Origin of the sequence: Tsukamurella sp. NPDC003166, from assembly GCF_040611135.1 — a bacterium.
Taxonomy (GTDB): Bacteria; Actinomycetota; Actinomycetes; order Mycobacteriales; family Mycobacteriaceae; genus Tsukamurella.
On record NZ_JBEXNL010000010.1, the window covers coordinates 46536 to 62206 of the forward strand.

16 protein-coding genes are annotated in these 15671 nt (G+C 71.0%); 9 read left to right on the top strand and 7 right to left on the bottom strand.

The features are described 5' to 3' along the window. Window positions 1–63: 63 nt before the first annotated feature. Window positions 64–930, bottom strand: coding sequence for a LysR family transcriptional regulator (locus ABZX10_RS13100; protein WP_355539976.1), 867 nt, complete (start codon window positions 928–930; stop codon window positions 64–66). Window positions 931–1008: 78 nt separating this feature from the next. On the opposite strand from ABZX10_RS13100, the gene ABZX10_RS13105 reads away from it, so the two are divergent. Further along, window positions 1009–2223 (top strand): MFS transporter, encoded by a 1215-nt coding sequence (locus tag ABZX10_RS13105; RefSeq protein WP_355539979.1) that lies wholly within the window; start codon window positions 1009–1011, stop codon window positions 2221–2223. 79 nt (window positions 2224–2302) lie between these two features. Here ABZX10_RS13105 and sucD read toward each other — a convergent pair whose 3' ends face one another. Both sucD and sucC read right to left on the bottom strand, forming a co-directional pair. Beyond that, window positions 2303–3205 carry a succinate--CoA ligase subunit alpha gene (gene sucD / locus ABZX10_RS13110; RefSeq protein ID WP_355539982.1) on the bottom strand — a complete coding sequence of 301 codons (903 nt, stop codon included), beginning with the start codon at window positions 3203–3205 and terminating at the stop codon, window positions 2303–2305. A gap of 16 nt (window positions 3206–3221) precedes the next feature. Beyond that, window positions 3222–4385, bottom strand: coding sequence for an ADP-forming succinate--CoA ligase subunit beta (gene sucC, locus ABZX10_RS13115; RefSeq protein WP_355539985.1), 1164 nt, complete (start codon window positions 4383–4385; stop codon window positions 3222–3224). Between the two features lie 275 nt (window positions 4386–4660). On the opposite strand from sucC, the gene ABZX10_RS13120 reads away from it, so the two are divergent. Next, complete coding sequence (locus tag ABZX10_RS13120; protein WP_355539988.1) at window positions 4661–5449, top strand: LppX_LprAFG lipoprotein; 789 nt, start codon at window positions 4661–4663, stop codon at window positions 5447–5449. A 60-nt stretch (window positions 5450–5509) separates the two neighbouring features. Continuing rightward, a complete protein-coding gene (locus ABZX10_RS13125) occupies window positions 5510–5890 on the top strand; it encodes a DUF4189 domain-containing protein (protein ID WP_355539991.1) in 381 nt (126 codons plus the stop codon). 88 nt (window positions 5891–5978) lie between these two features. Here the strand turns inward: ABZX10_RS13125 and ABZX10_RS13130 are convergent, their stop codons facing one another. The 4 genes from ABZX10_RS13130 to ABZX10_RS13145 form a co-directional block, all read right to left on the bottom strand. Then, a complete protein-coding gene (locus ABZX10_RS13130) occupies window positions 5979–6710 on the bottom strand; it encodes a DUF1684 domain-containing protein (protein WP_355539994.1) in 732 nt (243 codons plus the stop codon). 70 nt (window positions 6711–6780) lie between these two features. Continuing rightward, window positions 6781–7935 (bottom strand): acyl-CoA dehydrogenase family protein, encoded by a 1155-nt coding sequence (locus ABZX10_RS13135; protein ID WP_355539997.1) that lies wholly within the window; start codon window positions 7933–7935, stop codon window positions 6781–6783. Next, window positions 7932–9107 (bottom strand): LLM class flavin-dependent oxidoreductase, encoded by a 1176-nt coding sequence (locus ABZX10_RS13140; RefSeq protein WP_355540000.1) that lies wholly within the window; start codon window positions 9105–9107, stop codon window positions 7932–7934. Before ABZX10_RS13140 ends, ABZX10_RS13135 begins: the two co-directional genes overlap by 4 nt. Continuing rightward, window positions 9100–9729: an ABATE domain-containing protein gene (locus ABZX10_RS13145; protein WP_355540003.1), complete on the bottom strand. Its 630-nt coding sequence runs from the start codon at window positions 9727–9729 to the stop codon at window positions 9100–9102. Before ABZX10_RS13145 ends, ABZX10_RS13140 begins: the two co-directional genes overlap by 8 nt. A 146-nt stretch (window positions 9730–9875) precedes the next feature. Here ABZX10_RS13145 and ABZX10_RS13150 point away from each other — a divergent pair, with 146 nt between their 5' ends. Genes ABZX10_RS13150 through ABZX10_RS13175 form a run of 6 tightly spaced genes read left to right on the top strand, consistent with a single transcriptional unit; the run spans window position 9876 to window position 15671 of the window. Beyond that, window positions 9876–10754, top strand: coding sequence for an ABC transporter permease (locus ABZX10_RS13150; RefSeq protein ID WP_355540007.1), 879 nt, complete (start codon window positions 9876–9878; stop codon window positions 10752–10754). 2 nt (window positions 10755–10756) lie between these two features. Continuing rightward, window positions 10757–11467, top strand: coding sequence for an ABC transporter ATP-binding protein (locus ABZX10_RS13155; RefSeq protein ID WP_355540010.1), 711 nt, complete (start codon window positions 10757–10759; stop codon window positions 11465–11467). Window positions 11468–11495: 28 nt separating this feature from the next. Next, window positions 11496–12536: an ABC transporter substrate-binding protein gene (locus ABZX10_RS13160; protein WP_355540013.1), complete on the top strand. Its 1041-nt coding sequence runs from the start codon at window positions 11496–11498 to the stop codon at window positions 12534–12536. Next, complete coding sequence (locus tag ABZX10_RS13165; protein WP_355540016.1) at window positions 12533–13507, top strand: 2-dehydropantoate 2-reductase N-terminal domain-containing protein; 975 nt, start codon at window positions 12533–12535, stop codon at window positions 13505–13507. Before ABZX10_RS13160 ends, ABZX10_RS13165 begins: the two co-directional genes overlap by 4 nt. Next, on the top strand, window positions 13504–14322 hold the full coding sequence (locus tag ABZX10_RS13170) for a sulfurtransferase (protein ID WP_355540019.1): 819 nt from the start codon (window positions 13504–13506) through the stop codon (window positions 14320–14322). The genes ABZX10_RS13165 and ABZX10_RS13170 overlap by 4 nt, the downstream gene beginning before the upstream one ends. After that, window positions 14319–15671 carry an FAD-linked oxidase C-terminal domain-containing protein gene (locus ABZX10_RS13175; protein WP_355540022.1) on the top strand — a complete coding sequence of 451 codons (1353 nt, stop codon included), beginning with the start codon at window positions 14319–14321 and terminating at the stop codon, window positions 15669–15671. Before ABZX10_RS13170 ends, ABZX10_RS13175 begins: the two co-directional genes overlap by 4 nt.

Here is a 15671-nt window from a genome sequence, read left to right on the forward strand (position 1 = left end):
GCTCCGCACGGAGCCAGTACGCCACCACCCTATACACCGACTCCGACGCCGATGGGATTCAACTCATCGAGTGTGATGGTCCACAACGGTCACGAGCGCGCGGGCCGCGGGACTCGGGAGCTTCGAATGCACCAGCAGTTGCGAGCGAGTCGGACCGTCCACGAGCGGCACGACGGCGAGCCCGGCACCGTCGGGCACCGTCTCCCGCGCGGCCATCCCGACGCACAGCCCGGCCGCGATGAGCTCGAGCATGGTCTCCGCCCGGTCCACCTCGAAGGCGACGGTGCGCCGCACGCCCGCCCGCTCGAAGGCCTGGTCGGACTCCGCGCGCCCGGCGCCGCCGGCGGGGTAGTCGGCGAACGGGCGGTCGGCGGTGGCGGCGAGGGTGAGCGGACCGTCGACCCGCTCGGCCTCGGGCACGACGAGCACGAGGTGGTCGACGGCGAGCCGTCGGGCGACGACCCCCGCGGTGGAGAAGCCGTCCGGCACCCCCAGCAGCGCCAGGTCGACGGTGCCGGTCCGCACGTCCTCGATCAGGTTCTCGCTCGCGCCGCTCCGCAGGTGCACCGTGGCCTCGGGATACGCCGCCCGGTAGTCCGTCAGGACGCCGACCACGTCGAAGGCGGTGAAGGTGGGGATCGTCCCGACGGTGACGGTGCCGCGGATGCCGCCGAGCGTCGCGGCGACCTCGTGGGCGGCGCGTTCCGTCGCGGCGAGCGCGGCCCGCGCGTGCGGGAGGAAGGCCTCGCCGGCCCGGGTGAGGCGCACGGACCGGTTGGTGCGATCGAACAGCCGCGCGCCGAGCTCCTTCTCCAACGCCGCGACACGGTGACTCAGGGCCGACTGCACGACGTGGCAGCGCTCGGCGGCGCGCGTGAAGTTCAGCGTCTCCGACACGGCGACCACGTACCGCAACTGCTGCAGCTCCACCGATCATCTCCAGAACAGATCATTTCATCGAAATCAGACGTTGGACTCATGATATGGGGACACCCCAGACTGGAAGCCATGACCACCACGACGAACCGCACCGCGACGGCCGCGTCCGGCCTGCTCCGCCTGATGGCGCTGGCGACGGGGCTGTCCGTCGCGGGAAACTACCTCGCGCACCCGATCCTGGGCCTGCTGCAGGAGCGGCTCGGCATGTCGGAGACCGCCGCCGGGATGCTCGTCACGGCCGCACAGGCGGGGTACGCCCTCGGGCTGCTCCTGTTGGTGCCGATGGCCGACGCGGTGCGTCGCCGCCCGTTGGCGCTGGCCCTCTTGCTCGTGACCGCCGCCGCGCTGGTCCTCGCCGGAGCGGCCCCGTCGGGCGGGGTGCTCCTGGTCGCGGCCACGGTCGCGGCGATCACCTCCGTCGGCGCGCAGGTGATCGTGCCGTACGCGGCGGAACTCGCGGGACCGGAGCACCAGGCCCGCGCCGTCGGCATCGTGATGAGCGGACTGGTGCTGGGCACGGTCGTGAGCCGCTTCCTCTCCGGCGTGCTGTCCGATGTCGCGGGCTGGCGCACGCCGTACCTCGTGCTCGCGGCGCTCCTCGTCGCGGTCACCGGGGCGCTCGCCCGGGCGCTCCCCCGCCACGACCCGGGCCGCCCGGGACTGACCCCGTCGGGTTACCGCGCCCTCCTGGTCTCGATGGCCGGGCTCGTGCGCGAACTGCCGGTGCTGCGCCTGCGGGCGGTGCTGATCGGCCTCGCGCTCGGCTCGTTCATGGTCCAGGGCGCCGCGGTGACCTTCCTGCTCGCCGGCCCGCGCTACGGCTGGACACCGGCCGCCATCGGCGCGATCGGGCTGCTCGGCGCGGTCGGCGCGCTCTCCGGCCCGACGATCGGGAAGTTCGTCGACCGGGGCCACGGCGCAGTGCTCACGGCCGGCGGCCTCGCGCTGCAGGCCGCGGCGTGGCTGCTCATGATCCCCGCGGGCGGCGCGATCGGCCTGCCCGCGCTGATCATCGGACTGGCGCTGATGGGCATCGGGCAGCAGGCGGCGCTGAATTCGTCGCAGGCCGTGGTCTTCTCGCTCCGGCCCGAGGCCCGCGGACGGATCAACGCGGTGTTCATGGGCACCTTCTTCCTCGGCGGCACACTGGGTTCCGCGGCGACCGCCGCGCTGTGGCCGCTCGCCGGCTGGACCGGCGCGTGCCTGCTGGGCGCGGGCCTCGCTGCCGCGGCGCTGCTGCTGTACCTGGCATTCCGCGGCGTCGAGCGCGCACCGTCGGCGTAGCCCCGCACCGTCGATCCCGGAAACGGGACGGCCCCGCCTCCCGGAGGGGAGACGGGGCCGTGGACCGAATGCGCTGCTGTTACAGCGACTTGAGGATCTCGCGGGCGAGAGCGGCGGTCTCGGAGGGCGTCTTGCCCACCTTGACGCCGGCGGCCTCGAGGGCCTCCTTCTTGGCGGCGGCCGTGCCCGAGGAGCCGGAGACGATGGCGCCGGCGTGACCCATGGTCTTGCCCTCGGGAGCGGTGAAGCCGGCCACGTAGCCCACGACGGGCTTGGTGACGTTGGCCTGGATGTAGGCCGCGGCGCGCTCCTCGGCGTCGCCGCCGATCTCACCGATCATGACGATGAGCTTGGTGTTCGGGTCCTTCTCGAACGCCTCGATGGCGTCGATGTGGGTGGTGCCGATCACCGGGTCGCCGCCGATGCCGATGGCGGTGGAGAAACCGAAGTCGCGCAGCTCGTACATCATCTGGTAGGTCAGCGTGCCCGACTTCGACACGAGGCCGACGGGGCCGGTGCCGGTGATGTTGGCCGGGGTGATGCCGACGAGGGCCTCGCCCGGCGTGATGATGCCGGGGCAGTTCGGGCCGATGATGCGGGTCTTCTGGCCCTTCTCCACGTTGTAGGCCCAGGCGTACGCCGAGTCCTGCACGGGGATGCCCTCGGTGATGACCACCAGGAGCGGGATCTCGGCGTCGATGGCCTCGACGATGGCGTCCTTGGAGAACGCGGGCGGCACGAAGGCGATCGACGTGTCGGCGCCGGTCTTCTCCATGGCCTCGGCGACGGAGCCGAAGACGGGGAGCTCGATGGCGTTGCCGTCCTTGTCGGTGTGCGAGACGGTGGTGCCCGCCTTGCGCGCGTTCACGCCGCCCACGACGTTGGTGCCGGCCTTGAGCATCAGCGCGGTGTGCTTGGTGCCCTCGCCGCCGGTGATGCCCTGGACGATGACCTTGTTGTCCTTGGTCAGGAAGATAGCCATTTTTCTGTTGTCTCCCTTACTTGTTCGCCAGCTCGGCGGCCTTGTCGGCGCCTTCGTCCATGGTCTGCGCGAGCGTCACCAGCGGGTGGTTCGCGGCGGCCAGGATCGCCCGGCCCTCCTCCACCTTGTTGCCGTCGAGGCGCACGACGAGCGGCTTGGAGGCCGAGTCGCCCAGGGTCTCGAGGGCGCCGACGATGCCGTTGGCGACAGCGTCGCACGCGGTGATGCCACCGAAGACGTTGACGAACACGCTCTTGACCTGCTCGTCACCGAGGATGACATCGAGGCCGGCGGCCATCACGGCCGCGGACGCGCCGCCGCCGATGTCGAGGAAGTTGGCCGGCTTGACGCCGCCGTGGTTCTCGCCGGCGTAGGCGACCACGTCGAGCGTCGACATGACCAGGCCCGCACCGTTGCCGATGACACCGACCTGGCCGTCGAGCTTGACGTAGTTGAGGTCGTTCTCCTTGGCCTTGAGCTCGAGCGGGTCGGTGGACCCGGCGTCGGCGAAGGCCTCGTGATCGGGGTGGCGGAAGTCGGCGTTCTCGTCCAGCGAGACCTTGCCGTCCAGCGCGAGGATCTGGTCGTCCGGGGTGCGGACGAGCGGGTTGACCTCGACCAGGGTGGCGTCCTCGCCGACGAAGACCTCCCACAGCTTCTGGATGGTCACGGCCGCGGCGTCGAGCACCTCGGCGGGCAGCTTGCCGGCCTCGGCGATCGCGCGGGCGGTGGCCAGGTCGACGCCCTTGGTCGCGTCGACGGCGATCTTCGCCAGCGCGTCCGGGTTCTCCTCGGCGGTGACCTCGATCTCCACGCCGCCCTCGACCGAGCACATGGCCAGGTAGGTGCGGTTGGCGCGGTCGAGCAGGAAGGAGATGTAGTACTCCTCGGCGATGTCACTCGCCTCGGCGACCAGCAGCTTCTTGACGACGTGACCCTTGATGTCCAGGCCCAGGATGGCCTCTGCGTTGGCCTGCGCCGCATCGGCGTCGGCGGAGTACTTCACGCCGCCGGCCTTGCCGCGGCCACCCACCTTGACCTGCGCCTTGACCATCACCGGCTTGCCGATTTCCTCGGCGATCGCGCGGGCGTCGGCGACATTGTCCGTCACGCGGCCGGCCGATGTGGGCACGCCGTGCTTGACGAACAGTTCCTTCGCTTGGTATTCGAAGAGATCCATCAGCTCACCATCTGTCTGGTTACTCGGTCCACCCGCATTCATCACGGGTCCGCAGACGACTCTATGCCTCCGCGAATCCGCCCGGGCGCCGACCCTTGTTCCATGACCTATCTCACTTGACCTGCGGTTATCGGGCTCCGCAACCTACCCGTCGGTAAGTTTTGCGATCGACCCTGCGCCCCTGGCGATTATGTCTGAATTCAGAGGACGGCAAGCGTTGATTAAGCGCCGCCGACGATGGTTACCGCAGTCGAAGTGAATGGAGAACACATCTCATGAAGTCTTCCCGCCCCGCTCTCGTCGCCGCCTCCGCGGCGCTCGCGCTGACGGTCGCGCTCACCGGCTGCGCCGATAAGGGCAGCTCGTCGACGGGCTCGGAGTCCACGCCCACCGCATCGGCGGACGCGTCGGGAATCGACGCCCCGGCCGTGCTCAAGGAGTCGTCCGAGGCGGCCAAGAACCTCACCAGCACCCACTTCGTCGTCGCGGTGGCCGGGAAGGTGCAGGGCCTCCCGATCTCCAAGGTCGACGGTGACCTCCAGATCAAGCCCGCCACCCGGGCGCAGGGCACGGCGCTCGTGCAGCCCGGCAACGCGGAGGGCAAGTTCACCTTCATCGACGGCACGATGTACGCCGCGCTCTTCGGGGACAAGTACGTCGACTACGGCGACGGGAAGTCGATCTACGACGTCTCGGCCCTCTTCGACCAGAGCACGGGCATCCCCAACATCCTGACCAAGATCACGGGCGCCAAGGCCGTCGGCACCGAGACGATCGACGGCCAGGAGACCACCAAGATCACCGGCACCGTGCCCGCGACGGAGATCGCCACGATCTCCGGCTCGCGCGTCGATCCGCAGAAGAGCGTCCCGGTCCCCACCACCGTGTGGGTCCGCAAGTCCGGCGACAAGCAGCTCGTCCGCATCGAGATCACGCCCGCCACCGACGGGTCGATCACGCTCACCTTCTCCAAGTTCGGCGAGAAGGTCACCGTGACCAAGCCGAACGTGACGCCCATCGAGACCACCGACAAGCCCGAAGCCGGCGAGGCCCTGCCCCGCTGACCCCGTCGCGGTCTCCCCCGGATCGCACCATCCCCCAGCTCTTCCGAGAAAGGCACCATCATGAAGTCCCTCACCAAGAAGGCGTTCGTCGCCGCCGTCGCCACCGCGAGCGTCGCCGGCGGCATCCAGATCGCGGCCGCCCCCGCCGCGAACGCCGCCGTCAACTTCGGCGCCATCGCGGTCGCGTCCAACGGCGCGACGGGCCGCTCGTGGGACTACCCGTCCCGCGCGGCCGCCGAGCGCGCCGCGCTCAACTCGTGCGGCTGGGGCAGCTGCAAGGTGCTCGCCTCCTTCAGCGACGGCTGCGGCGCCGTCGCCCAGACCCGCACCCGGTACCAGGGCGGCACGGGCCGCTCCCTCTACGCGGCACAGCGGAGCGCCATCTCGCTGTCCGGCGGTGGGTCGATCTTCGTCTGGACCTGCACCTCGGGTCACCTCTGATCCACGCCGCAGAGCGCCAGGGGCGGCACCGTCATGTCCGACGGTGCCGCCCCTCCGGCGTGTTTCGGGGCCGAGCCGCCCGGCGCCGTCAGCGACGGCGGGGTCGCCGCTCGCCGGCCTCGACGGCGACGTCAAGAGTGTTGCCGGCCGGAGGGTTCGGGCACAGGTAGTGCGGGGTGAAGGCACTCGGCGGCAGGTACGCGCGGTTGAAGTCGACGGTGACGGGTCCCTCCCCGCGCGGCAGCGAGAGGAACCGGAAACCCGTCTCCTCACTCGAGCGGGTGCTGTCGGCGAAGCTGACCTGCAGCGCCCCGGCACCGTCGTCCCAGGCGGCGAGCGTCACCTCGCGACCCTCGACGGTCACCACCACGTCGGCGGCGATGCGAACATCGGCCACCCAGCCGTCCGCGTGCCGGACCTGCACCGTCGCCCGTCGCGGGACGGTCACCCGTCCGGGCAGGACCCACACCTCGTCGGGCTCGTAGGCGTCGATCCCCGCCAGCCCGGCGCGGTACGGGGACGCATCGTCGAACAGTCGCACGCCGATCCCGCGCGGATTGGACAGGGCGCGCACCGTCACGCCTCCGATCTCCGCCGTCTCACCGATGCCCAGCTCGACGGTGCTGCCACCCAGGTCTCCGACGACGCGATCGCCCGCCCGGCTCCACCTCCCGGTCACGCCTTCAACAGGAGCGGGTTCGTCGGAGAGCCAATGCGTCCCGGTCACCACGGCCAGGCCGCCGGGTGCCGTCGCCGCGGCCTCTCGCTCAGTGCGCCAGGCACGCCAGGCGTCGGTGAAGGTGGTTGCGGCGGTTGTCATGCGGGGATCCTCTCGATCGGTTCGGCCCCGACGGTCCGCGGGGCCACGGTCTTCCGCTGTTGGGAAACCGTCATATGCCCAGCACCCGGCGGCCGGCGGTGAGCAGCACCACGTCCTCCTGCGGTGGGTGCACGCGGACGCACAGCACGTCACGCAGATGGCGCTCCAGGGGCCGGCGCCGCGTGAGCGCGGCGTTGCCGAGCGCACCGACGGCGGTTTGCACGGCCTCGACCACCGACCGTGCGATGGCGACCTTGACGGCGGCGAGGTGTCCGGCGTCGTCCCCGTCCACGACTCGGGAGATGCCCCCGGCCAGCAGGGTTTCGGCGATGGTGATGTGCGTGTCGATCTCTCCGGCGACGGTCTGGATCCGTTCGGTCGTCGCGATCGGGCGACCCAGTGCCGTCGGAACGCGGGTCGTGGCGAAGTCGGCGAACGCGGCCCGAGCGGCCCGCGCCACGCCGATGTACAGCGCCGCGTGACCGAGGCCCCACACGCTCGGGGTCGCGGCGGGGTCGACGTAGCGGCCGTCGACCCGCGGGATCTCCACGAAGTTCGCCGCGGGCACCTCGACGCCGTCGTAGACCACGTCGTGCGTGTTGGAGGCACGCAGCCCGAGGTGGTCCCAGGTCTTGATCCAGGTAATGCCCGGGGCGTCGCCGGGCACCACGAGATGGCCCACGCGGCCGTCGTCGGTGACGGCCCACACCAGGTGGTACGCGAGCGCCTCACCGCCAGTGGCGAAGGCCTTCCGGCCGTTGACGACCCAAGCGTCACCGACGCGGGTCGCCGTAGTGGCGGGCAGCCCGCCGCGCGCGGGCGCGCCCAGCTCGGGTTCAGCGCGGATCGTGTTCACCAACGCCGGCCCTTCGACACTGCGGGCGAGCAGGTCCGCGTACGCCGCCTCCGGCCAGTGCCGCGCGACGGCCTGCGCCTGGTGTCCGCCGAGCGTGTTGGCGACGAGCAGCGCCACCGAGGCATCGCCCTCGCCGATCGCGACGAGGATCCGCGCCACCTCCAGGGGGCCGAGCCCGGGCCCGCCGTACTCGGCCGCGACGGTGGCCGTGAGCAAACCGGCCCGGTGCGCGGCCGCCAGCCCGTCCCAGGGGATCTCGCCGGAGCGGTCGTAGCGCTCGGCGGTCGCCGCGATCTCCGCGGTGACGGCGCCGAGCGCTGCGGGCGAGAGGTCGGGCGTGGGGAGGGTCCGGGATTCGGTGGTCGTCATGCGCCGACTCCCGCGAGCGCGCCGGGGTTGTCGGCCTGCAGCGTGCCGCGCCGTCCGGTGCGAGCACGGTGCGCGAGTTCCTCACGGACGAGCGGAATCACGAATCGGCCGTAGTCGATCGCGTCGTTGAGCGTGTCGTAGCCCCGGATGGAGACGAGGTCCGCACCTAGATCGATGTAGTCGACGATCGCCGCCGCCACCGTCTCCGGCGTGCCGACCAGCGCGGTCGATGCGCCGGCCGCGTTGGTCGCCGCGGCGGTGCGGGTCCACAGCGCGCGGTCGTAGACCTCGCCGCGGCGGGCGAAGTCGAGCGCGCGCTGCGAGCCGACGTTCTGCGGGTCCGCGGAGAAGCGCCGGTCCGAACCCAGAACCTGCTGGAAGTTCGAGGCGATGCGATCCACGTACTCGTGGGCCTTGGCCCACGCGAGTTCCTCGGTGCGGTCGATGATCGGCCGGAAGGTGACCCAGATCCGTGGCCGAGTGCTCCGCCCTGCTGCGGCGGCGATCGCATGCACTCGCTCGATCTGCGCGCGGATGTCGGCGAGCGGCTCGCCCCAGAACGAGAAGATGTCGGCCTGCCCGCCGCCGATCTCGAAGGCCGCGTCCGAGGAACCGCCGATCGAGACGGGAATGGTGTCCCCGTAGGGCGCGAACCCGGGCCCGAAGCCCTCGAACCGGTAGTGGGTGCCGTGGTGGTCGAACGCCTTCGGCTCGGTCCACGCACGGCGGAGGAGGTCGATGTACTCCGATGAGCGCGCGTACCGCTCGTCCTTGCTGAGGTAGTCGCCGTGCCGTACCTGCTCCACGTCGCTGCCGCCCGAGATGATGTGCACCACCGCGCGGCCCTCGGTCAGCTGGTCCAACGTGGCGAGTTGCTGTGCGGCCACCAGCGGATGGACGGTGTTGGGGCGCAGCGCGACGATGGGCTTGAGGTGATCGGTGAGCTGACCGACGGCGGACGCCAGCACGAACGGGTCCGCGCTCGACGAGCCGTAGGGCAGCAACGTGTAGTCGTAGCCGCCGTCCTCCAGCGCCCGGACGTAGCGGCGGAAGAAGTCGAGCTCCACCCCGCGGGTGGGCACGGGGTTCAGCTCGGTGGACTGGTTGAGATGGGTGAGGCTGATGAACTCGACGGCCGGAGCAGCCGTCTCGGGAATCGGAGTGTCAGACATGGTGGTCCTTTCGTGACTCTTGGTGCCGGTGACGCGAGCGGTAGCGCGCCGAACTGTTCTTGGCGCCGCAGGCGGACATCGAGCACCAGGTTCGGTTGCCCTGACGGGAGCGGTCGACGAAGTACAGGCTGCAGTCGTGGCCCAGGCACCGTCGGATCCGGTCGCCGTACGGGCCGGTCAGAAGCTCCACCCCCTGCCGGGCGAGCAGCGCGAGGATCGCCGTCGGGGTCACGCCGTCGGCGGGCAGGGCGGTGCGTCCCGACGGGGCCAACAGCGCCGTCGGAGTGCGCGGCCGGGCGGCGTCGTTGATCAGCTCGATGTCGGCAGGAGCGGGCTCCTCGCCGTCCACCCGGGCACGGATCAGCCGGTGGATCGCCTCGCGCAGCCTGCGCGCACGGCGCACCGCTTCGGGCGTCACCGCGGTGGTGACGGCCGGCAGGCCGGCCACGTAGAGCCAGTCGACGAAGGCGTCGGCATCGGCGAGCATCTCACGATCGGCCATGTCGCGCTTCGCCACCGTCGCAACGAAATCGAGAGCCACGCTGCCCGAACGGAACGGGAAGCCGTGGCGGCGCTGGTCGGCCGATTCCACGACATCCGACGGCACGCGGAGCTGGGTCATGTCGATCAGGCTACGGCCGGCAGGGCGCCGGGCGAACCCTTGAATTCACGATGAGTCAGGGGTTTGACCCATGACGCGACGAGCGGCGAGCCTGAACTGGTCCATCACGCCGTGGTGGTCTCATCACGAACACAGGGAGTCCCGCTGTGACCCTCGCATCCCCGCAACCGGCCGTGCACGCACCGGTACCGACGGCGTCCCCGGGCACCGGGAACCCCGAACTGATCTCACTCACGCCCTCCGGGCGGAGCCGCCGCCTGCCGACGGTGCCCCGCTGGCTGCGGCGCGCAGGCGGGCCCGCCATCCTGCTCCTACTGTGGTGGATCGGGTCGGCGACCGGCGTCCTGCACCCCGATGTGATCGCATCGCCGGCGGCGGTCCTGAGTCGCGCGGTGGCCCTCTGGGAGGCCGGCGACCTTCCGTCGGCGATCGTCACCTCGAGTCGACGGGTCCTGATCGGCTTCGTGATCGGCGCCGCACTCGCGGTGGTGCTCGCGCTGGCCGCGGGTCTCGTCAGAATCGGCGAGGACCTGCTGGACTCGTCGCTGGGCATGCTGCGGATGGTGCCATGGGTGGGGCTGATCCCGCTGTTCATCATCTGGTTCGGCATCGACGAGGAGCCCAAGATCGCGCTGGTCGCCCTCGGGGTGCTGTTCCCCCTGTACTTCAACATCTTCGGCGCGATCCGCGGCGTCGACGCGGGCTTGATCGAAGCCGGCGAGACTCTCGGACTGAACCGCTGGGGAATGATCCGGCACGTGATCCTCCCCGCCGCGTTTCCGGGATCGCTCATCGGACTGCGCTACTCGCTCGGCACCGCATGGCTCGCGCTGGTGTTCGCCGAGCAGATCAACGCGGGCAGCGGGATCGGCTACCTCATGGACACCGCGCGGCAGTTCTTCCAAACCGATGCGATCGTCGTGTGCCTGGTCGTCTACGCGATTCTCGGCCTGCTGTGCGACCAGTTCGTCCGCCTCCTCTCCCGGCTGCTGCTCTCCTGGCAGTCGACTTTCGACGGGAAATGATGATGACCGTCTCCGTAGAGCCCGGCACCGTGGTCCGCGTTTCGGACCTGAGCAAGAGCTTCGACGATCGCGAGGTGCTCTCCGACCTCGATCTGCGGATCACCACCGGCGAGTTCGTCGTCCTCCTCGGCCGCAGCGGCTGCGGGAAGTCGACGCTGCTCCGGATTCTCGCCGGCCTCGACACCGACATCACCGGCGACGCCGCCGTGCCGCAGCACCGCTCCGTCGGCTTCCAACAGCCGCGGCTGATGCCCTGGAAGCGCGTGTGGCGCAACGTCGTGCTCGGCCTCCCCGGGCGCCCGGACCGTGCACTCGCCGACACCGCGCTCGCCGAGGTCGGCCTCACCGACCTGGCCGGCGCGTGGCCCAAGACCCTGTCCGGCGGCCAGGCACAACGTGTCTCGCTCGCACGTGCGCTCGTGCGCAAACCCGACCTCCTACTGCTCGACGAGCCCTTCGGCGCACTCGACGCGCTCACTCGCGTGGCCGCGCAGAAGCTGGTCGAAGACCTGTGGCGCAGCCACGGGTGCGCCGTGCTCATGGTGACCCACGACGTCGAGGAGGCTCTGCTGCTCGCCGACCGCGTGCTGGTCATGGAGGACGGGCGCATCGCCCACCAGGTACGACTCCCCGCCGAGCGCCCCCGCGACATCACGTCCGCCGACTTCGTCGCCACCCGCCGCGACATCCTCGACCGGCTCGGCGTCCGCTGAGCCCTCCACTCCCGCTGAAAGGCATCCCATGAATCGCGCACTGCGCACACCGCTCGTCGCCGTGGTCGCCACCGTCACCGTCGTGACGGCCGCCCTGTCCACGTCGGCCTGCGGATCGTCGTCGACCGACGCCGGCGGATCGAGTGGTGCCCCCGCCTCGGTCTCGCTCAAGATCGGCCAGACCGGCTGGGCCGCCAGCCAGGCCGCCCTGCAGGTCGCGGGCCTCGACAACACGCCCTATCGCATCGAGTGGCCAGTCTTCTCCGGCGGCGACCAGCAGCTTCAGGCGTTGCAGTCCAAGGCACTCGATGTCGCGCAGTCCAGCGAGACGCCGCCGATCTTCGTGGCGGCCGGCGGCACCGTGAACTTCACCCAGGTGGCGGTGCAGACCGCGAGCACCCTGCTCCAGGAGGTGGTGGTCGGGAAGGACTCCTCCATCACGTCGATCAAGGACCTCAAGGGCAAGAAGGTGGGCTACGTCAAGAACACCACCGCGGCCTACTTCCTCAACGAGTTGCTCAAGCAGAACGGGTTGAGCTGGACCGACATCGAATCCCGGCCGGTATCACCGAACGACGGACTGGCCGCGCTCCAGGGCGGCTCCATCGACGCATTCGCCAGCTACGGCAACACGATCATCCAGGCACACGCCGGCGGCGCGAAGACGATCGGATCCGGGGAGAACATCCTCTCCGGGAACTTCCCGTGGAGCACCACGAAGGCGCTCCTGGGCGACGCCGCCAAGAAGGCGGCCCTGGCGGACCTGCTGGCACGCCTGGACCGGGCCTACGCCTACATCCGCGACGGGCACCTGGCGGACTACGCCAAGCGGTTCGCCGCCGCCACCAAGCAGCCGGAAGCCAGTGCGGTCCAACAGATCACGCAGCAGGAGGCACAGCGCCCGACACACCTCGGGGTGGTGACTCCGGCCGCGGAGCAGAGCCAGCAGAGGGTGGCCGACTCGTTCGTCGACATCAAGGCGATCCCGGCGGCCGTGAAGGTTTCCGACCTCTGGTCGACCGACCTCAACTCGGCATTGCAGTCCGCACTGGAGAAGGGCGGCAAGTGACTCGGTACGTCATCGTCGGTGCGGGCGCCGTCGGCAGCGCCCTGGCCGCCGAGCTCACCCTCGCGGGCATCGATTCCGTGCTGGTGGCCCGGGGCGAGCAGCTGCGCGCGCTGTCCGGATCTCCCCTGCGCTACCTGCGTCCCGACGGCACCCGCGAGATTCCCGTGAACGTCGCCGGTGGCCCCGCGGACGTCCGACCGCGAACCGACGACGTTCTGGTCCTGGCGGTGAAGGCGCAGCAGGCCTCGGCCGCGCTCGCCGACTGGGCGCCCACCGGGCTTCCGCTGGTGACCCTGCAGAACGGGCTGGACACCGAACGCATCGCCACCCGGTACTTCGACATGGTGATCGCGGGATCGATCCTCACGCCCGCGCAATTCGAGACCCCCGGCACCGTCGCGGTCTACACGCCGACCGGTACGGCCGGGCTGGTGTGGCTGGGCCCGCACCCCGACGGTGCCGCCGGCGAGGCCGTCGAGAGCATCGCCCGCGACTTCACCGCGGCGGCGTTCCCCACCCAGGTCGCCGCCGACATCGGCCGCTGGAAGCGGGCGAAACTCCTGGCCAACCTGGGCAACGCGATCGAGGTGTTCGACGGCACCGATGCCGAGCATGACGAGGTGACAGAACTGTTACGCGCCGAGGCCCTCGAAGCGTTCGCCGCGGCGGGCCTCGACCACGCCGACTACGGGACCGAATCGCGACTCGACCACTCGGTACTCCGGATCGTCGACGTCCCCGGCGCGGGAACGGCACGACGGTCCACGTGGCAGAGCCTCGCGCGCGGCGCCGGGTCCGTCGAAACGGACTATCTCAACGGCGAGATCGTCCATCTCGCCCACGAGTTCGGGACCCGGGCACCGGCGAACCGGGCAGTACAGGTGGCGCTGTGGCGGCTGCTGCGCGACGGCGTCGCGCCCGGCACGACATCGCTGCGGACGGTACTCGACGAAGGACGGATCCTGCTATGACGGTGACCATCTCCGCGCCGGAGCTGGCGCGGCTCAACCGGCCACTGCTGCTCGACGTGCGCTGGAAGCTCGGCGACGACCGCGGGCACGAGCACTACCTCGACGCGCACATCCCCGGTGCCGTCTACGTCGACCTGGAGACCGAGCTCGCCGCGCCGGCGTCGCCCGAAGCCGGACGGCACCCGCTGCCGGACATCGCCGACCTGCAGAAGTCGGTGCGGGCCTGGGGGATCCACCCGGAGTCGACGGTGGTCGTCTACGACGACAACGCCGGCCAGTCCGCCGCACGGCTGTGGTGGCTGCTGCGGTGGGCGGGGATCGCCGACGTGCGACTGCTCGACGGTGGCCTCGGCGCGTGGCGCGCCGCGGGCCTGCCGGTGGCCGGCGGTGCCGAGGCCGCCGCAGGCGGCGGCACGGCCGTGGTGACTCCCGGCGGGTTGCCCACGGTGACCGCGGACGACGTGGCGGCGGGCGGCGCCCTGCTACTCGACGCCCGTGCCGGTGAGCGCTATCGCGGCGAGGTCGAGCCGGTGGATCCGCGGGCCGGGCACATCCCCGGCGCCGTCAGTGCGCCGACGGCGGACAACGTCGGGCCGGACGGGCTGTTCCTGCCGGCCGACCGGCTGCGGGAGCGGTTCGCCGGGCTGGGAGTGCGCGACGATGCCGACGTGACCGTGTACTGCGGCTCCGGGGTGACCGCCGCGCACCAGATCGCGGCGCTGGCGTCGATCGGAGTGACCGCGGCCCTCTATCCGGGCTCGTGGTCGCAGTGGTCCGCGGATCCGGCCCGGCCCGGTGCCGTGGGCGCCTCGTGACCGCGAGAGTCACCGTCGTCGACGAGCTGCGGGCCCGGATCGGTGCCGCGGTGGTGACCGATCCCGCGGTACTGCAGTCCTATCGATCGGATCGATCCGGAGCGGTCGGCGACGGCTCCCCGCTCGGCGTCGTCTTCGCGGAGTCGACCGACGATGTTGCGGCGGTGCTGGCGATCGCCGAGCGCACCCGGACCCCCGTCGTCACCCGCGGTGCGGGGACCGGGCTCGCCGGAGGCGCCTCCGCCGCGGCCGGCGAGCTCGTGCTCAGCACCGAGCGGATGACGGGACTGCTCGAGGTCTCCCGCGCGGATCGGATCGCCCGCGTGTCTGCCGGTGTTCTCAGCGCCGACGTCGACGCCGCCGCCGTGGCGGTGGGACTGCGGTACACGCCGGACCCCGGCAGTGTGGCGATCTCGACGATCGGCGGCAACATCGCCACCAACGCCGGCGGGCTGCGCTGCGTGAAGTACGGCGTGACCCGCGATTCCGTGCTCGGCCTGGAGGTGGTGCTGCCGGGCGGAGGGATTCTTCACACCGGCGGGCGCACCATCAAAGGTGTAGCGGGGCTGGACCTCACGTCGCTGATCGTGGGGTCAGAGGGCACGCTCGGCGTGGTCACCGAGGCCACGCTGCGGCTGCGGTCCGTGTCACCGGTGGTGCACACGGTGGTCGGCCTGTTCCCGTCCACCGCGGCCGCTGCAGCGGGCGTGACCGAGGTGCTCGAGGCGGGCGATTCGCCGTTGGTTGCAGAGCTGCTCGACGGCACCTGCCTGCTCGCGTTGGACAGGTGGAAGGGAACGTCCTTCGGCCGGGGTGCGCTCGCGATGATCCAGTTCGAGGGGAACGACGGTGCGCACGCCTGCGACGTCGTCGCGCGCCTGTGGGCGCGCTCCGCGACCGAGGTCACCGTCGCCGACGACGGTGGCGGCGCGCTCGTCGCGGCGCGCCGAGACGCCCTGCCCGCGCTGGAGCGTCTGGGCCGAGTCCTGATCGAGGACGTCGCGGTGCCGTTGTCACAGGTGGGCACCATGATCGAGCGGGTGGAGCGGATCGCCACCGAGTTCGGCGTCACGATCGCGACGATGGCGCACGCGGGCGACGGCAACCTGCACCCGATCATCGTCGTGGACGAGCCCGGCATCCCCGACCGCGCGTGGCGCGCCGCGGATGCCGTCTTCCGCGCCGCGCTCGACCTCGGCGGAACGCTGACCGGCGAGCACGGGGTGGGCCTGCTCAAGCAGCGCTGGTTGCGTTCCGAGATCGGTGACGTATCGACGGACCTGACGCGGGGGATCAAGTCCGTCTTCGACCCGAACGGCATCCTCAACCCGGGAAAGGCCCTCGGGTAG